Origin of the sequence: Streptomyces sp. NPDC052052 (genome assembly GCF_040680455.1) — a bacterium.
In the GTDB taxonomy this organism is placed as follows: Bacteria; Actinomycetota; Actinomycetes; order Streptomycetales; family Streptomycetaceae; genus Streptomyces.
Genome location: NZ_JBFAWU010000024.1, coordinates 88,343 through 104,521, shown reverse-complemented (window position 1 = coordinate 104,521; position 16,179 = coordinate 88,343). Strand labels below are relative to the sequence as shown.

The following is a 16,179-nucleotide window of genomic DNA, read 5'->3' as shown; positions in this document are numbered from 1 at the left end:
CGTGCCCCGTCGGGGGGCGCGATCAGCCTGCCGAGCAGCTCGGCAGGCCGGCCGTGTCCCCCGCCTGGATCTTCTCCAGCGACTTCTTGGCGTCGTCGATCGTCTTGACCTTCACCAGCTTGAGTCCGCTCGGGGTGTCGGAGGCGGCGGCCTTGCAGTTGTCCGCCGGCGTCAGGAAGTACCGCGCCCCCGCGTCACGGGCGCCGACCAGTTTCATGGTGATGCCGCCGATCGGGCCGACCTTGCCCGAGTCGTCGATCGTGCCGGTGCCCGCGATGAACCTGCCGCCCGTGAGCTTGCCGGGCGTCAGCTTGTCGATGAGGCCCAGGGAGAACATCAGACCGGCGCTGGGACCGCCGACATCGGCGAGCTTGATGTCGATCCGGAACGGAAACGTGTGGTCCGTCCCCGCCTGGATGCCGACGATCGCGCGATTCTCCTTGGCGGCCTTCGTCGTGGTGATGACGATCTTCCGGCTGCCCTCGGGCTCCTTGCCGGCCTTCTCGGCCGCCTGAGCCGTCTTCGCCGGGACAATCGTGAACGTGACGTCCTCGCCGGGCTTGTGGCGGGTGACGAGCTTGGCGACGTCCTCGGGCTGCTTGACCGCGGTGCCGTCGACCTGCTTGATCACGTCCCCTGCGTGCAACTTGCCCTGGGCGGGGCTGCCCTTGACGACCGTGGAGACCACGACACGCGACGACACCGGGATGCCCAGCTCGGTCAGGGCGGCGACCTTGGCGCTCTCCTGGGACTGGCTGAACTCCTCGGCGTTCTCCTGCGTCGACTCCTGCTCGGTCTTGCCGTCGGGGTAGAGCGTGTCGTGCGGCACGACCACATTGTCGTGGGCCAGCCAGCCGTAGACGGCTTCGACGAGGTTCATGTGGTAGTCGGCGCCGGTGACCCTGACCGTGGTCATGTTCAGGTTGCCGGACGTCGGGTACGTCTTGTGTCCGGAGATCTGGAGGACCGGTTCGCCGTCGACCTTGCCGAGGGTGTTCACGGTCGGCCCGGGAGACATCTCCGAATACGGCACTCTGATCAGCACGCCTGCGCAGAGCAGCGCGATGAGGATCAGCGTGGAGGCGAGCATCGTCGCGGTGCGGCGTGGCATGGAACGACAGTACGGGAAGCGTCTGTCAGTGCACCGTCCGGGCCGGTCCACAGGAGAAGGAATCCAGGCCTGGCGCCGTACCGGAAGGGCACCTGCGACCGGAGCCACGGAGTGGATTGGCGAGTGCGTATGCCGTAGGCAGGTCAGGCAATATCGGAACCGGAATGCGATTTCTCCATCGCTTCACGGAACCGGGCATACCCGGCGAGCTCGGAAACATCCCCGGTTGTGCGATCACGGGTGGCCCAGCTACCCCATATCGCAGCGCCAAGCGCAGCGAAAAGCGGAATCAGCAGCCATGCAAGCGCCGCCATGACGACCTCCCTACCCCATGAGCGACCGCAACTACCTGATCAGCAGATTAACCATCTGCAGGACCAACGCTCACGGCAAGGGGGCGATTACGCAAATCGGGGCGGGCGATCACTCGGTCGGCTTACGTTCAGCAGGCACCGACCCACTCCTCGGTGCCGTCCGAGAAGCGCTGGTGCTTCCAGATCGGGACCTCGTGCTTGAGGTCGTCGATCAGCTTGCGGCACGCCTCGAACGCCTCGGCGCGGTGAGGGCAGGAGACCGCGACGACCACGGCGATGTCGCCCACGCGCAGATCCCCCACCCGGTGGACGGCGGCCAGCGCCCGGACCGGGAATTCGGCCGCGACTTTCTCGGCCACCTGGCGCAGTACGTCGTGTGCGGAGGGATGACAGGAGTACCCGAGCCCACCGACGTCCTGACCGCCGTCGTGGTTGCGCACGGTGCCGACGAAGAGCGCCGTACCGCCCGCGGCGTCGTCCCCGACCGCCTTGAAGACCTCGTCGACCGACAACGGTGTGTCGCGAATCGCCAGCAGCCGGACGGGGTCGGCTGCCGCCCGCTCGCCGGGGTGATCATGAGTGGGAGCCATGGTGCCATCGTGCCGCACCGCACCGGCATGGCGGAACAACACTCTCCACCGGCGGGCCGTTCCGTGCTCCGGAGTCTCCTGCAAGGCCCACCGTCGTCCTTCCGGGCTGTGCTCCGTGGTGCCGCGTCGGGGCAAACGCTAGATCCGGCGGCGGGCCTTGCGGGCGCGGCGGACCAGAGCGGCGGTACCGAGCAACGCCACGGTCGCACCGGCAGCACCTGCCGCGGTGGCGTCCTTGCGGCCCAGACGGCGTCCGGCGACGGTGTGCCGGCCCTCGACCTCCTCGAGGAGCGCTGCGAGCACCTCCTCATTGGTCCAGCTCGGGCGCCAGCCCGCGTCGTGCAGCCGGCTCACGCTGACCACCCAGGGGTGCATCGTGTAGGCCAGGTCGCCCGCCGGGGACGGGGTCAGACCGATCCGGTGCAGCCTGGCGGCGGCGCCGAGTGCCACGGCGGAGGGCAGCTCCATCCGGCGGACGCCGCTGATCTCCTCGACCTCTTCCTGTTCCAGCCAGCCGTCGCAGCCGACCGCGAACTCGCCGTCGATCTTCTCCAGCGCGGCGTACTCCAGGGCCGTGACCAGGTCGTCGACGTGGCAGAACTGCCAGGTCGGACGCGATCCGGCGACGACCAGGAGGCGCGGTGACTCGAAATAACGGGTCAGCGCGGTGTCGGTGCCGCCGACCAGGACGGTGGGCCGGACCACGGTCACGTGCAGTCCGGGATGGGCGCGGGGTGCGCGGCGGCCGAGCCGTTCGATCTCCAGGAGGTCTCCGACGCCGGTGGCCTCGGCCGTGGCGCGCAGTTCGGCGTCCTCGGCGAGCGGGATGTCGTTGTCGGGCAGTGCTCCGTAGACCATCGCCGACGTGCACAGCACGACGCGGTGGACCCCGGCGGCCGCGGCGGCGGTCAGCACGGTCTGGGTGCCGCGCACGTTGTAGGCGGTGCGGGCGGCGGCATCGGTCTCCAGGTCGAGATCGATCGCCAGATGTACGACGACATCGGCACCGCGCAGCTTCTCCGCGATGGCGGGGTCGCGTACGTCGAGAATGTGCCAGACCGCTTCGGAGACCTCTCCGCGGCGTTCATCGATGGCAATGACCTGCTTGATCTCCTCGGACGCCGCGAGGCGTGCGGTGAGCAGCTCACCGACGCCCCCCGCGGCACCGGTGACCGCGACGACGGGGCCACGATTCCTGGAGCGGCTCTGTGCAGGCTTTTTCTCGGTCGAGGGGTCGGACAGGTTTCGCGCTGCGCGAACCTGCGGATCTGGGGAACTCACCGGGCGTCTCCAGCGGTTGTCTTCAGTACGTACCCGAATGACGCGTACGTACCAGGTGGCGTCCATCCTGCCGCAGGCCGGGAGCAGGCGTAGCACTGAGGCCCCAGGGGACTTTTGGTGTCTACGCTGGATGGTGATGTCGGGCAGTCGCCGTCGGTTCGAGCCGGCGGCCCTACGAGCCGAGGAAACCCGTGAGTGACACCCCATTCGGATTCGGCCTTCCGCCGGAGGAGCCGGAGAACGGCGACGAGGGCAAGAAGAAGGACCCCACCGGAGGTGGGCAGGGTTCCGGCGGGCCGGCGAACCCGTTCGGCTTCGGGCCCGGAGCAGGCGGGGACAACCCGTTCGCGGCGATGTTCGGCACGATGAACCCCAGCGACCTCGGTGCGGCCTTCCAGCAGCTCGGCCAGATGCTGAGCTACGAGGGCGGTCCGGTGAACTGGGACATGGCCAAGCAGATCGCCCGCCAGACGGTCTCGCAGGGCACGCCCGACGGCAGCAAGGACGTGAGCGTCGGCCCGTCGGACCGGTCCGCGGTCGACGAGGCGCTGCGGCTCGCCGACCTCTGGCTGGACGGTGTGACCTCGCTGCCCTCCGGTTCGGTCTCCACCGTGGCCTGGAGCCGTGCGGAGTGGGTCGAGGCGTCCCTTCCCGCCTGGCAGAAGCTGGTCGACCCGGTGGCCGAGCGCGTCGGTCTGGCCATGGGCGATGTGCTGCCCGAGGAGATGCAGGCCATGGCGGGCCCGCTGATCGGCATGATGCGGTCGATGGGCGGCGCGATGTTCGGACAGCAGATCGGGCAGGCCATCGGTGTGCTGGCGGGCGAGGTGGTCGGTTCGACCGATATCGGGCTGCCGCTGGGCCCGGCGGGCAAGGCCGCTCTCCTGCCACTGAACATCGAGAGGTTCGGCAAGGACCTCGGCGTCCCGCTCGAGGAGGTACGGCTGTACCTCGCCCTGCGCGAGGCCGCCCATCAGCGGCTCTTCGCCCACGTCCCGTGGCTGCGCACGCATCTGTTCGGAGCCGTCGAGGGATACGCGCGCGGCATCAAGGTCGACACCGGCAAGCTGGAGGACGTGGTCGGCCAGTTCGACCCGTCGCATCCCGAACAGTTGCAGGAGGCCCTTCAGCAGGGCATGTTCCAACCTGAGGACACGCCGGAGCAGAAGGCCGCCCTGGCCCGGCTGGAGACGGCGCTCGCGCTGGTCGAGGGCTGGGTGGACGCGGTGGTGCACGAGGCCGCGAAGCCTCGTCTGACCTCGGCGGACGCACTGCGCGAGACGATGCGCAGGCGCCGTGCCTCGGGTGGTCCCGCCGAGCAGACGTTCGCCACGCTCATCGGTCTCCAGCTGCGTCCGCGCCGGCTGCGTGACGCCTCGCGCCTGTGGGCGTCGCTGACGGACGCCCGCGGTCTCGACGGCCGCGACGCCCTGTGGGAGCACCCCGACATGCTGCCGACCGCCCAGGACCTGGACGATCCGGACGGCTTCGTGCACCACGAGCAGCTGGACTTCTCCGAGCTGGACAAGATGCTCGGCGAGGCCGCCAAGGGCACGCAGAAGCCCGGGGCCGAAGCCGACGAGCCGGGCTCCGAAGGAACCGACCGGAAGAGCGACGGCAAGGACGACACCGACCAGTGAGCCTGCACGACGACGCCCTTCTCGTACTCAAGGAGTACGAGACCCCGGGAGATCCGGTCCAGGAGGAGCTGCGCCAGGTCTATCTGGACCATCTGGCCCGACATCCCGACGGTATGTGGAAGGCCTGCGAGGCAGGCCACCTGACGGCCAGCGCACTGGTCATCGATCCGGAGCGCGGCAAGGTCCTGCTCACCCTGCACCGCAAGCTGCGGATGTGGCTCCAGATGGGCGGTCACTGCGAACCGCAGGACAGCACGCTGGCCGCGGCGGCACTGCGGGAGGCCACCGAGGAGTCCGGCATCAGCGGCCTGACGCTGCTCGGGGGCGGCCCGGTGACACTGGACCGCCATCCGATCCCCGCGCCCTGCCACTGGCATCTCGACGTGCAGTACGCGGCGCTGACTCCGCCGGGTGCGACGGAGTCGATCAGCGACGAGTCACTGGACCTGCGCTGGTTCGGGTACGACGAGGTGGCATCGGTCGCCGACGCCTCCGTCGTACGGCTGATGACACGCGTACGGGCCGCGCTGGAACAGCGCGGGTAGGACACCACGCAGGGCATGGGTCGAGGGGCGGTCCCGCGGGAGACCGCCCCTCGATCCATGGTCCGTGCCGGTGTGCTGCGGCTCAGTTCCAGGCGTTGTTCTGGTTCTGGCCGTGGGCACCGTACTGGCCCATTCCGTACTGTGCCCGGATGCCCTGGCCGATCTCGTGGTTCTGCGGAGGCAGCACCTCGCTCGGCTGCACCAGGGCGAAGCCCTGGCCCAGGAAGCTCAGCTCCCAGCCCTCGCCGGTGTTGCCGCGCCGCCGCCAGACGCCCGAGGAATGTGTCTGGGCCTGCATCTGGACGCGCAGCGAGCTGGACCAGGCGACGATCGCGTCGGCGTCGGCGTTGACGTACTTGTCCGGTGTGACCTGCAGCATCAGCGGCTGCCCCGAGGTCATCAGGGCGACCTTCCCGGTGCCGGAGATGTTGAGCTGGTACTTGCCGGTGCCCGAGATGCCGTACTGGCTGTCCACCGCGATGACCTCGGTGTGCAGCGAGGAGTCGAGCGCCAGGACGTAGGCGCTGTCCACCGTGAGGCCGTCGTGATCGACGTCCACGACATGGATGTACTGCGCGAGGTTGGCGAAATAGATAGTGCCCTGCCCGGTGCAGCGCATCAGGTCGAGCCCCTCACCGCTGCTCGCCCGGGCGCGACGCTGCGCGTGCGACTGGTACTCGCCGTCGAACTCCATCAGGCCCTGGTACGCGACCATGGCGCCCTTGCGGGCGAGGACATCGTCCTGGCCGGTCAGCAGGACCCGCAGGAGCTGCGGGTTCTGGACGGTGTACCGGTCCTGGGACTGCTGTTCGGTGCAGTTGAAAAGCGGACTCTGCATGCTGTGTCTCCCTCCCCCTCAGTGCCGGATCCGCAGGCGGTCGGTACTGTCCTCGCTCGGCTGGACGACAACGATCCCCTCGCCGGAGAAAGCCATCTGGTAGGCCTCGCCGCTGCCCCGCCCGATGAGCGAGGCAGCCTTGAAGCTGCGCTTGCCCTTCACCTTGAGGTTCGGGGACCACGCCACGAGGGCGTCCGGGTCGACGTAGGTCTCGTCCTCCCCGCGCCCGCAGTCGACGACGATCGGGGTGCCGCGCGAGGTGATGGCGACCCAGCCGGTGCCCGAGATGCAGACGTTCCACAGGCCCTGGCCGGCGAACTTGGCCAGGCCCTTGACCCGCTCCACACCCCAGGTGAGGTGGCTGTCGAAGGCGAGGACGTTGGTGCCGTTGACCGAGAGGGCGTCGTTGTTGAGGTTGATGATGACCACGTCGGCGCCGTAGTCGGCGAGGTAGAGCAGTCCGTCGCCGGAGCACTTCATGATCGGTGCGCCCTCGCCGGTGATCCATTGGGAGGCGATCTGCCGGACGGCGGGCGGGTTGGGCTCGTACTGGATGAAGCCCTCGTAGGCGACCATGGAGCCGGTACGTGCGTAGAGGTCCTGGCCGGTGGCCATGGCGACCTTGAGCATCGTGCTGCCGTGGTTCTCCATACGGGCCGTGACGGGGGTCGGGGCGTAGCCCGCGAGTTGCTGGTTCATGACGGGCTCCCTCAGACCTCGTAGGGCTGGACGACGACGAAGTTGCCGGGAGCGCCCCGGAACTGAAGGTTCACGGTCTCTCCGCTGTGCCCCGGGTAGGCGTTGCGGCGCAGCCGGACCTGGCTGGAGATGATCACCTGGGAGGCGGAGGACCAGGCCACGACGGCGTTGCAGTCGGCGAAGGTCGTCGGCGTGACGGGCAGGACGACGGGGGTGCCGTGAGTCTTGACGACGACCGTACCGGTGCCCTGGAACTGCATGGTGAACAGGGCGCCACCGGGGATGCCGTGGCCCTCGATCCTGCGGACCTCGTACTGCAACGACTCGTCGAAGGCGAGAACGTTCTCCGCCGAGACGCAGATGCCGTCGCCCTGCAGTTCGATGGCGTGCAGATGGGAGGCCTCCTCTGCGAGGAAGACCTGTCCGTTGCCGGTGCAGCGCATCAGCTGCATTTCCTGGCCGGTGGCATTGCCGACGATACGGCCGGCGAACCCGGCGCCCTTGTAGCTGAAGTCGACCTTGCCCTGGTACATCACCATGCTGCCCTGGCGGGCGAGTACGGGGGTACCGCCCTTGGTGAGGTCGACGCGCATGAGTTTCTGGTTCTGCGGGGTCCAGCGCTGCCCGGTGGCGGTCTCCTTGTACGGCTGGAGCGCGGCCAGCAGACCGGCGCCCTGCTGCGGCGCACCAAGCGGCACCCCTGGGGGCATACCGGGCGGCTGCTGACCGTACGGGGCCGGAGCGGGTTGACCATAGGGGGCGGCCGGCGGCGGGCCGGGCACCTGCCCGAACTGCGGCTGCTGGGGCGGTTGGCCCGGCTGCCCGAAGGGGGCCGGAGCGGGGGCGGGCGGCGGCACCGTCCCTCCGTGCGGCGCCAGCGGGGCCACCATCGTCGGTGCGGCGTGCATCTGCTGCTGCGACGGCACGGGGGGCGGTGCCGGCGCGGCCGGGGCGCCGAAGGAGGGGGCGGGAGCCGGCGCGGCCGCCTGGGCAGGCGGAGCGAACGGCGGCGGGGCGAACGCCGGCGCAGCGGCCTGAGGCTCAGGTGACGCGGGCTCCTCCTCGGCGACCTCACCGCCGAAGTTCTTCAGCAGCGCTTCGAGGCCGCCGTCGAAACCCTGGCCGACGGCGGCGAAGCGCCACACGTCCTTGAGGTAGAAGTCGCCCAGCATCACCGCACGCTCGGTGGTGAACTCCGAACCGGTGAAGGCGTACCTGACGACCTCTTCACCGCCCGCGACAACCCGGATGTAGCCGGGGCCGACCTGGGACATCTGCCCGGCGCCGTCGACCGTCGCCGTGAACGACAACTTCTGGATGTGCGCCGGAACGCGGTCCAGGGTGACGCGGAACGACTCGGTGTCACCGGCCTGGGCTCCGAGGAGCTGAATCGACTCCTCGGGTGATTTGGGCTGATTGAAGAAGATGAAGTACCGGTCGTCGGAGAGCCGTTCACTGGCATCGAGGCCGAAGCAGCTGATGTCGAAGGTCAGTCCCGGACCGGCGATCTGCACGCCTACGTACAGATCTGTCCCTGGCGTCAGATCACTGATCTTGGCCTTGTGGCCGCGCTGGAATTCCCTGGCCATGCGTAACGACCGTCCCCCATCCCGAAGATGAATGCCTCGCGTCAGGCTAACGGCAAACTCCGACATTGAGCGAAGTCGGTACACGCCCGGTACAGAATCGCCGAGCGTCACTCACCGCGCGCCGCGGGCAGATGCGGCAGCCGGTCGGCCGCCACCACGCCCTCGAGGTACCCGCGGGCCCGCTCGGTGCGGGGATACGCCTCCAGTAGCTGCCAGAAGCTCGGCCCGTGGCCGGGGACGAGCAGATGGGCCAGTTCATGGACCAGTACGTAGTCGAGGACGTACTCGGGCATGCCCTGCAACCGGTGCGACAGCCGGATGCTGCCCTCCGCCGGGGTGCAGGAGCCCCATCGGGTGTTCTGATTGGTCACCCACCGCACCGACGCGGGCCTGGCACGGCCTTCGAGATACTGGGCGGACAAGCGCTCGGCCCGCTCGGCGAGTTCGCCGTCACCGAGGATGCGCTTGCTCTCCTGGGCGGCGAGCTTGTCGAGCATCACACCCACCCAGCGCCGTTCCTCGGCCGCCGACATCCGGGCCGGGATGAGCACGACGGTGCGGTCCCCTTCCCGGTACGCGGAGACCGTTCTGCTGCGACGGGAACTCCGGCGGACCTCGACCGCGCTCGTTGCCGAGGCGCGGGGCGGACGTTCCGGCGCACTGCGCTGCTGGGTTCCAGGACTGCGCACGGGGGTCTCCCCGGCGAGTCCGGATGACGGGTCGGCGGGCACGCCATGACGTTACCCGGTGTCAGCGGGGGAAGTCCTGCCTCCGGAACAGTTCGCGTCCGATCCGCTTCACGGCGTGCACCATTTGAACGACTAATACCCCATGCCTGTGGACAACTTTCTGCAGACCTCGACGCCGGCCTGCATTCTGACAACGGATCTCACGGAGATCCGGGATCACAGCCCGCACACAGAGATCACGTAACACGGACCGGGGGAACGTCATGTATCCGATGTTGAAACCCGCACTGCGTCGCGCTTGGCGCGGCCGGGGCACCGTGCAATTCGGGGTGACTCCCGCTCATGCGGTGAAGCTCGGTCCGATGGATATGGCCACGGGCTGTTTTCTGGAACTGCTCGACGGCACGCGCGGCCTTCCTCTGTTGCGCGAGGAGGCTCGGGCCCTGGATCTCTCGGAGCATCAAGTCGACACGTTGGTAGGTCGTTTGACGGACGCGGGTCTGATCGACGACGTGCGGGCCGCCGGACCGGAGGGCGACGCATTACGGAACCGGACCGGCGCCCTGGAGCGGAACCGCCCCGATCTGGCCTCGCTCTCCGTCGTCCATCCCGAGCCGGGCGGCGGGATGCGCCGGCTGGCGGCCCGCCGGTCCATGCGCGTCCAGGTCCGGGGCGCCGGTCGGGTCGGTGCCGCGATCGCGGCGGTGCTGTCCGGGTCCGGGGTGGGCCGGGTGGAGGTTCTGGACGGCGGGCGCGCCGAACTGTGCGACGTCTCACCGGGCGGGCTCCCCGCGGCAGCGGTCGGGGAGCGCCGGGACGTCGCCGCCCGGCAGTTGGTGCGCAGGTCCGCCCCGGGGCCGGCTCCCCGGAGGTCGGAGGCGACGGGTTCCCCGGCGTGCGGCGAGCCGGGGGTGTCGCTGATCGTGGTCGCCCCTCGCGACGGCCTCGCGGTGTACGTCCCGGACCCGCGTCCGGCCGAGCCGTGGATCGCCTCGGGCACTCCTCATCTCTATGCCGGTGTGCTGGAGGCAACGGGCGTGGTCGGGCCTCTGGTTCTGCCCGGGGGTACGGCGTGCGCGGGGTGTCTGGCGCTGGAGCGTGCGGATCGTGACGAGCAATGGCCGAGGATGCTCTCCCAGTGGCAGTCGGGACGCCGTACCGCCGTGCAGGCATGTGATCTGGGGCTGGCGACGGCGGTGGCCGGTATGGCAGCCGCCCATGCGCTGTCCTTCCTCGACGGGGAGCTGCCCGCCAGCACGGGGACGCGGTGGGAGGCCGCCCTGCCGCTGTTGGACTGGCGGTGCGAGCGGATCGGGGCCCGTCCCGATTGTTCATGCGGAGCGGCTGGGCACACTGTGAGGGAACGTGCCCCCGGGGCCGAAGCAGCGCACGACACAATGGCCGGGTAACCGCCGCACGCGGTACGGCAGTCTGGGAATTGGAGGGGCGCATGTCTGATCTTCCCCGGAAAGCGGTCACCCGCACCGCGAAGTTGGCCGCTCTGCCACTGGGGTTCGCCGGCCGCGCCACGTGGGGCCTGGGCAAGCGGATCGGCGGGAAGTCCGCGGAGCTGGTCGCCAAGGAAGTCCAGCAGCGCACCGCGGACCAGCTCTTCAAGGTCTTGGGCGAGCTGAAGGGCGGGGCGATGAAGCTGGGTCAGGCCCTGTCCGTCTTCGAGTCGGCATTGCCCGAGGAAGTCGCCGGACCGTACAGAGCCGCACTCACGAAACTGCAGGAAGCCGCCCCTCCCATGCCCAGCGGCACGGTGCACGCGGTGCTGGAGGAACAACTCGGCGAGGAGTGGCGGGCGCTGTTCCTCTCGTTCGAGGACAAGCCGTCGGCCGCCGCGTCGATCGGTCAGGTGCACCGGGCGGTGTGGCACGACGGCCGGGACGTCGCGGTGAAGGTGCAGTATCCGGGTGCCGGGCAGGCACTCCTCTCGGATCTGGCCCAACTCGGCAGATTCGCCCGGCTACTCGGTCCGCTGGTCCCGGGAATGGACATCAAGCCACTCATCGCGGAGCTCCGCGACCGGGTCTCGGAGGAGCTGGACTACGTGCAGGAGGCACGGTCGCAACAGGACCATGCCGAGGAATTCGCGGCCGACCCGGACGTGGTGGTCCCAGGTGTGGTGCACGGGTCCGATCAGGTGCTGGTGACGGAGTGGATGGACGGTCTTCCGCTGGCCGACGTGATCGCGGAGGGCACACCGGAGCAACGGGACCGGGCCGGTCAGTTGCTGGCCCGTTTCCTCTTCTCGGGCCCCGGACGCACCGGGCTGCTGCACGCGGACCCGCATCCGGGCAACTTCCGGTTGGTGCCGCCCGTGGACGGGACCGATGATGCGGGGCAGTGGCGGCTCGGAGTCCTCGACTTCGGCACGGTGGACCGACTGCCGGGCGGCCTGCCACAGCCCATCGGTGACTCCTTGCGACTGGCCCTGGCGGGTGATGCGGACGCGGTGTACGACCTGCTGTGTGCGGAAGGTTTCGTCAAGGGCTCGATCGGCCTCGCCCCGGACGCGGTGCTCGACTACCTCCTCCCGGTCATCGAGCCCGCGCAGGTGGACGAGTTCACCTTCACGCGGAGCTGGATGCGACAGCAGGCGGCCCGGATCGCGGACCCCAGGTCGCCCGCCCACCAGCTGGGCAAGCAACTGAATCTGCCGCCTGCGTATCTGCTGATACATCGGGTGACGCTGAGCACGATCGGGGTGCTGTGCCAGTTGGGTGCAACGGTCCGGCTTCGCGAGGAACTCGAATCCTGGGTACCGGGATTCCTGGTGGAGGACGAGCAGGAGACTGTGGCCGACCACAAGCAGGCGGCCGTGGCCGAGGACGGGCAGGAGGCCACAGCAGCCACGTTGGCGGGTGAGGCGGCGGTCGGCGCGTAGGGCGGGCTCCGGCCCCCGAGGGTGTCACGCACGCGCCCGTCGTGCGGCACCCGCCGCCGGTCCTCACGGCGCAGATCCAGGCCGGCGATGCACTCTCGCTGCCGACGGTGACACAGCACGACCGCGGGGCGGGTCCGTTCGGACCGGCCCCGCGGAGGCGGCGCTGACCAGGGAGAATCACTGGTCAGCGGTACGGATCGCTGCCGGGCGGAGCGGCTGCCCGGCAGCGGATGCTGCCGACCGTTCGCCCCGGACGGCGCCCCGGAGACCACGTTCGACGTCGAACAGAGTCGAACGTGACCTGTGGGGGCACTAGTGCATGACGGCCATGGCCAACGCGCGGCGGGCACGCATCGAAGCGCGCTCTGCCCGGCGCTGCATCCGACGCGCGGCAACGAGGCGCACGGCGTGGCGTTGCGCCTCGGCCTCCCGCACACGGTCGTGCATATGAGCACGAGCCAGGGCTTCTGGGATGAGTTGCATTTCGCGGTTCCTGTTCTGACGCGAGTCGTTCGCGCCGACAATCGTGACGTTCGGTGTTGCGGAGCCGACGGGCTCGTTCGCGGGGACGGACATTGCTGCCTGATTTCGGGGATCGTGGGTGCGGGGGCGATCGATGGTTCCGATGCGCTTCATGGGTTTGGGGGACGTGCTCCCCAGGCCGGCGATCACGCCGCGACGGGGTTCTTGCGCGGACGGCCACGAGGCCGCTTGCGGGCAACGACAACGCCCTGGATGAAGAGCTCACCACCCCAGACGCCCCACGGCTCGCGACGCTCCTTGGCGCCTGCGAGGCAGGCCTCGACGAGCGGGCAGGTGCGGCAGAGGGACTTGGCGTACTCGACGTCGGCCGGCGACTCGGCGAAGAAGACCTCCGGGTCGTAGGAACGGCAGGGGACGGGCACACCGAGGTTCTCGATGGCGTCGTCGAGCGCGGTGAGCGCAGTGAGGGGGATCAAGGAAGAGTCCTCCGTGAGGCCGGGCGGCGGGATCGTTTCGGAAGGCGGTACGGACGGGGCGTGCGCTTCGAGTTGCACGGTGGGTGGTGTCCTCGTCTGGTCGTTCCGGCCTGTCGGCCGGGGGCGGCTGGTACCGGGTGTTGCATGTCCCGAGGCCCCTTCGTGCTGTCTCGTCCGTTCGGACAAAACAAAAGGGCCGCGGATCCCGAGTGGGGTTCCGCGGCCCTGAAGGCGCCGGCCTGATCCTGAATCAGGCTGGATCACTCCAGGGTTCAGGCCCACGGAAGGCCCACATCGTGTGATGCATCGTCTGCTTCTTGGTGCCGAATTCCGCTCCTGCACCGACGGCCGCAAAGGCATAGGCCTGAGCCTGTCCCTTCGCTACTGCTGCTGCCGGTGCCTGGGTCGGTCGCTCATTGCGCTCCCGCACGGGAAGACCGGACAGGGACAGCGGGCTGACGGCGGAAATGCCGGACAGACCGGTGCCACGCAGCGAGGACGCCGCAGAGCGGGCGAGGCCGAGCGAGCAGGCGGAGACGACCGAAAGATCGGTCATTTTGTTGGTCTCGATGATGCTGATCACTTCAATCGCCTCCTCTCGGCGTCTCGGGTGGACCGGCGGGCCGATCCTGCGTATTCGGATAAGTACAGCACAGGATCAGGGCTTCAGAGAAGTCGCTGTTCCCGTGGTTAAGAACCTATGGTGACGACTGGGGCGGGCGCAAACTATTTTTCCGACGAGTTTTCCTCACACCTCATCGAGACCGTCCCCGAGCCCGTCCTCCACCGTCTCACCTGCACAAATGGCCAGGACCGCGGTCCCGAACCGGTCCAGCTTCCGCGCGCCGACCCCGGAGATCACGGCCAGTTCGCCCGCGCTGCCCGGCACCGCCTCGGCAATCGCCATCAGCGTCTTGTCCGTGAACACGCAGTACGCGGGCTGGCCGATCTCCTTCGCCCGGACTGCCCTCCAGTCGCGCAGCCGTTCGTACAGTGCCTCGTCCATGTCGGAGGGGCATTCGTCGCAGCGCATCAGCTTCATCTCGCCCGCGTCGGTGAGCGTCCTGCCGCAGACCCGGCACCGGGCAGGACCGCGGCGGCCGCGCTTGGCGACGACCGGTCCGGGGCCCCGTTCGACACCGCCGCCTCCGACTGTGCCGCGCGTACCGATGGCCACCGAGCCAGGACGCAGTCCGTTCAGGAACCGGCTGGGGCGTCGTCCGGCACGGCCGCCGGGTGAGCGGGACAGCGACCACGACAACGACAGATGGACGCGCGCACGGGTGACGCCGACATACAGGAGCCGGCGCTCCTCCTCGATCTGCTCGTCGGTCTTGGCGTAGGTGATCGGCATCATGCCCTCGGTCAGCCCGACCAGGAACACGGCGTCCCACTCCAGGCCCTTCGCCGAGTGCAGCGAGGCCAGGGTGACGCCCTGGACCGTGGGCGCGTGCTGGGCGGCCGCGCGCTCGTCGAGTTCCGCCACCAGATCCGAGAGCGTCGCCCCCGGCCTGGCCCGTTCGAAGTCCTCGGCGAGCCTGACCAGTGCGGCCAGGGACTCCCAGCGGTCGCGCACCGCTCCGGAGCCTGCGGGCGGCTCGGTGGTCCATCCCTTGGTGGAGAGCACCGCACGCACCTCGGCCGGCAGGCCTTCCGCGTCGTCGAGCAAGGAGTCGTTGCTCCCTGCGCGGGCCGCTCCGCGCAGGGCGACGCCCGCCTCCCGCACCTCGGCGCGTTCGAAGAAGCGTTCCGCGCCCCGCAGCTGATACGGGACGCCCGCGTCGGCCAGGGCCTGCTCGTAGACCTCGGACTGGGAGTTGACCCGGTAGAGCACGGCGATCTCACCGGCCGGGACACCCGCCGCGATCAGCTCACGGATACGGCGGGCCGTGCCCTCGGCCTCGGTGGGCTCGTCCGCGTATTCCGTGTAGCCGGGCTCGGGGCCCGGCTCGCGCTGCGAGAGCAGTTCCAGTCGGTGCTCGGCGGCGCGGCCGCGGGCCTGGCCGAGCAGCCCGTTGGCGAGGTGGACGACCTGGGGGGTGGAGCGGTAGTCCCGGACCAGTTTGACCACCGTCGCGTTGGGGTGGCGGGTGCGGAAGTTCAGCAGGTGGTCGGGGGTGGCTCCGGTGAAGGAGTAGATCGTCTGGCCGGCGTCACCGACGACGCACAGGGTGTCCCGGTCGCCGAGCCAGAGATCGAGCAGCCTCTGCTGGAGCGGACTGACGTCCTGGTACTCGTCGACGACGAAGTGCTGGTACTGACGGCGGACATGGTCCGCGATGTCGTGGCGGTCCTGGAGGATGGCGACGGTGAGAAGCAGGACATCCTCGAAGTCGATCACCGAGCGGTCGCGCTTGAGCTGCTCGTACGTCGCATAGATCTGGGCGATCTCGGCCGGATCGCGCGGGGCGTCCCGCTGGGCCTTGGCGACCACGGCCGGATAGTCGGCGGGCACGGTCTGGGTGACCTTGGCCCACTCGATCTCGCTGGTGACGTCGCGCAGCTCGGTGCGGTCGAGCCGGATGCCGCAGCGGGCAGCGGCCTCGGCGACCAGTTGGACCTTGCGCTCCAGCAGCCGGGGGAGATCGCCGCCGACCGCTCTCGGCCAGAAGTACTGGAGCTGACGCAGGGCGGCGGAGTGGAACGTCCGCGCCTGGACCCCGCCCGCGCCGAGCTGGCGCAGCCGTCCCCGCATCTCCCCGGCGGCCCGGTTGGTGAACGTGACGGCGAGCACACTCGCCGGCTGGAGTATTCCGGCACGCACCCCGTAGGCGATGCGGTGGGTGATCGCACGCGTCTTGCCCGTGCCGGCTCCGGCCAGCACACACACCGGGCCGTGCAGGGCCGTGGCGACCTCGCGCTGCTCGGGGTCCAGGCCGTCGAGCACGGCGTCGGCCGACTCGGGGACCTGCGGGAAAAGGGTGGAATGCGTTGCTGCTGTCACCCCGCCATGCTGCCAGGTCGGGGGAGGCGGGCGCGGAGGTTGTCCACAGGGGGGCCGCATCTGTCGTATGAGATGTTCACCGGCGGG

16 protein-coding genes are annotated in these 16,179 nt (G+C 69.5%); 4 read left to right on the top strand and 12 right to left on the bottom strand.

The window, feature by feature from the left end:
• Positions 1 to 22: 22 nt before the first annotated feature.
• From AB0L71_RS26140 to AB0L71_RS26125, 4 genes are all read right to left on the bottom strand, one after another.
• A complete protein-coding gene (locus tag AB0L71_RS26140) occupies positions 23 to 1,111 on the bottom strand; it encodes a PDZ domain-containing protein (RefSeq protein WP_365247379.1) in 1,089 nt (362 codons plus the stop codon).
• 143 nt (positions 1,112 to 1,254) lie between these two features.
• A complete protein-coding gene (locus AB0L71_RS26135; RefSeq protein ID WP_365247377.1) occupies positions 1,255 to 1,425 on the bottom strand; it encodes a hypothetical protein in 171 nt (56 codons plus the stop codon).
• 128 nt (positions 1,426 to 1,553) lie between these two features.
• The gene (locus tag AB0L71_RS26130; RefSeq protein ID WP_365247375.1) at positions 1,554 to 2,015 is read right to left on the bottom strand and encodes a molybdenum cofactor biosynthesis protein MoaE; all 462 of its coding nucleotides are present in this window, start codon (positions 2,013 to 2,015) and stop codon (positions 1,554 to 1,556) included.
• Between the two features lie 138 nt (positions 2,016 to 2,153).
• Positions 2,154 to 3,296, bottom strand: a complete 1,143-nt coding sequence (locus AB0L71_RS26125; RefSeq protein ID WP_365247373.1) for an SDR family oxidoreductase — start codon at positions 3,294 to 3,296, stop codon at positions 2,154 to 2,156.
• Positions 3,297 to 3,487: 191 nt separating this feature from the next.
• Between AB0L71_RS26125 and AB0L71_RS26120 the strand changes: the two genes are divergently transcribed.
• Together AB0L71_RS26120 and AB0L71_RS26115 are read left to right on the top strand one after the other, a co-directional pair.
• Positions 3,488 to 4,936 (top strand): zinc-dependent metalloprotease, encoded by a 1,449-nt coding sequence (locus AB0L71_RS26120; protein WP_365247371.1) that lies wholly within the window; start codon positions 3,488 to 3,490, stop codon positions 4,934 to 4,936.
• Complete coding sequence (locus AB0L71_RS26115; protein ID WP_365247369.1) at positions 4,933 to 5,481, top strand: NUDIX hydrolase; 549 nt, start codon at positions 4,933 to 4,935, stop codon at positions 5,479 to 5,481. The genes AB0L71_RS26120 and AB0L71_RS26115 overlap by 4 nt, the downstream gene beginning before the upstream one ends.
• An 82-nt stretch (positions 5,482 to 5,563) precedes the next feature.
• Here the strand turns inward: AB0L71_RS26115 and AB0L71_RS26110 are convergent, their stop codons facing one another.
• From AB0L71_RS26110 to AB0L71_RS26095, 4 genes are all read right to left on the bottom strand, one after another.
• Positions 5,564 to 6,319, bottom strand: a complete 756-nt coding sequence (locus tag AB0L71_RS26110) for an AIM24 family protein (RefSeq protein ID WP_365247367.1) — start codon at positions 6,317 to 6,319, stop codon at positions 5,564 to 5,566.
• Between the two features lie 18 nt (positions 6,320 to 6,337).
• Positions 6,338 to 7,018, bottom strand: a complete 681-nt coding sequence (locus AB0L71_RS26105; RefSeq protein WP_365247365.1) for an AIM24 family protein — start codon at positions 7,016 to 7,018, stop codon at positions 6,338 to 6,340.
• Positions 7,019 to 7,029: 11 nt separating this feature from the next.
• On the bottom strand, positions 7,030 to 8,607 hold the full coding sequence (locus AB0L71_RS26100) for a TerD family protein (protein ID WP_365247363.1): 1,578 nt from the start codon (positions 8,605 to 8,607) through the stop codon (positions 7,030 to 7,032).
• Between the two features lie 107 nt (positions 8,608 to 8,714).
• Positions 8,715 to 9,338 (bottom strand): M48 family metallopeptidase, encoded by a 624-nt coding sequence (locus AB0L71_RS26095; RefSeq protein ID WP_365247361.1) that lies wholly within the window; start codon positions 9,336 to 9,338, stop codon positions 8,715 to 8,717.
• A gap of 221 nt (positions 9,339 to 9,559) precedes the next feature.
• On the opposite strand from AB0L71_RS26095, the gene AB0L71_RS26090 reads away from it, so the two are divergent.
• The gene (locus tag AB0L71_RS26090; RefSeq protein WP_365247359.1) at positions 9,560 to 10,705 is read left to right on the top strand and encodes a ThiF family adenylyltransferase; all 1,146 of its coding nucleotides are present in this window, start codon (positions 9,560 to 9,562) and stop codon (positions 10,703 to 10,705) included.
• Between the two features lie 41 nt (positions 10,706 to 10,746).
• Positions 10,747 to 12,189 (top strand): AarF/ABC1/UbiB kinase family protein, encoded by a 1,443-nt coding sequence (locus tag AB0L71_RS26085; RefSeq protein WP_365247357.1) that lies wholly within the window; start codon positions 10,747 to 10,749, stop codon positions 12,187 to 12,189.
• 312 nt (positions 12,190 to 12,501) lie between these two features.
• On the opposite strand, the gene AB0L71_RS26080 is transcribed toward AB0L71_RS26085, so the two are convergent.
• The 4 genes from AB0L71_RS26080 to AB0L71_RS26065 form a co-directional block, all read right to left on the bottom strand.
• A complete protein-coding gene (locus tag AB0L71_RS26080) occupies positions 12,502 to 12,825 on the bottom strand; it encodes a hypothetical protein (RefSeq protein ID WP_365247355.1) in 324 nt (107 codons plus the stop codon).
• A gap of 32 nt (positions 12,826 to 12,857) precedes the next feature.
• Positions 12,858 to 13,226 carry a WhiB family transcriptional regulator gene (locus AB0L71_RS26075; protein ID WP_365247353.1) on the bottom strand — a complete coding sequence of 123 codons (369 nt, stop codon included), beginning with the start codon at positions 13,224 to 13,226 and terminating at the stop codon, positions 12,858 to 12,860.
• A 172-nt stretch (positions 13,227 to 13,398) separates the two neighbouring features.
• Positions 13,399 to 13,731, bottom strand: a complete 333-nt coding sequence (locus AB0L71_RS26070; RefSeq protein WP_365247351.1) for a hypothetical protein — start codon at positions 13,729 to 13,731, stop codon at positions 13,399 to 13,401.
• 165 nt (positions 13,732 to 13,896) lie between these two features.
• A complete protein-coding gene (locus AB0L71_RS26065) occupies positions 13,897 to 16,152 on the bottom strand; it encodes an ATP-dependent DNA helicase UvrD2 (RefSeq protein ID WP_365247349.1) in 2,256 nt (751 codons plus the stop codon).
• Between the last annotated feature and the right edge of the window lie 27 nt (positions 16,153 to 16,179).

Coding starts and splice junctions, on each gene's coding strand:
- AB0L71_RS26140 (WP_365247379.1), bottom strand. CDS start 1,111: ATGCCACGCCGCACCGCGACGATGCTCGCCTCCACGCTGATCCTCATC.
- AB0L71_RS26135 (WP_365247377.1), bottom strand. CDS start 1,425: ATGGCGGCGCTTGCATGGCTGCTGATTCCGCTTTTCGCTGCGCTTGGC.
- AB0L71_RS26130 (WP_365247375.1), bottom strand. CDS start 2,015: ATGGCTCCCACTCATGATCACCCCGGCGAGCGGGCGGCAGCCGACCCC.
- AB0L71_RS26110 (WP_365247367.1), bottom strand. CDS start 6,319: ATGCAGAGTCCGCTTTTCAACTGCACCGAACAGCAGTCCCAGGACCGG.
- AB0L71_RS26105 (WP_365247365.1), bottom strand. CDS start 7,018: ATGAACCAGCAACTCGCGGGCTACGCCCCGACCCCCGTCACGGCCCGT.
- AB0L71_RS26100 (WP_365247363.1), bottom strand. CDS start 8,607: ATGGCCAGGGAATTCCAGCGCGGCCACAAGGCCAAGATCAGTGATCTG.
- AB0L71_RS26090 (WP_365247359.1), top strand. CDS start 9,560: ATGTATCCGATGTTGAAACCCGCACTGCGTCGCGCTTGGCGCGGCCGG.
- AB0L71_RS26085 (WP_365247357.1), top strand. CDS start 10,747: ATGTCTGATCTTCCCCGGAAAGCGGTCACCCGCACCGCGAAGTTGGCC.
- AB0L71_RS26080 (WP_365247355.1), bottom strand. CDS start 12,825: ATGAAGCGCATCGGAACCATCGATCGCCCCCGCACCCACGATCCCCGA.
- AB0L71_RS26065 (WP_365247349.1), bottom strand. CDS start 16,152: ATGCGGCCCCCCTGTGGACAACCTCCGCGCCCGCCTCCCCCGACCTGG.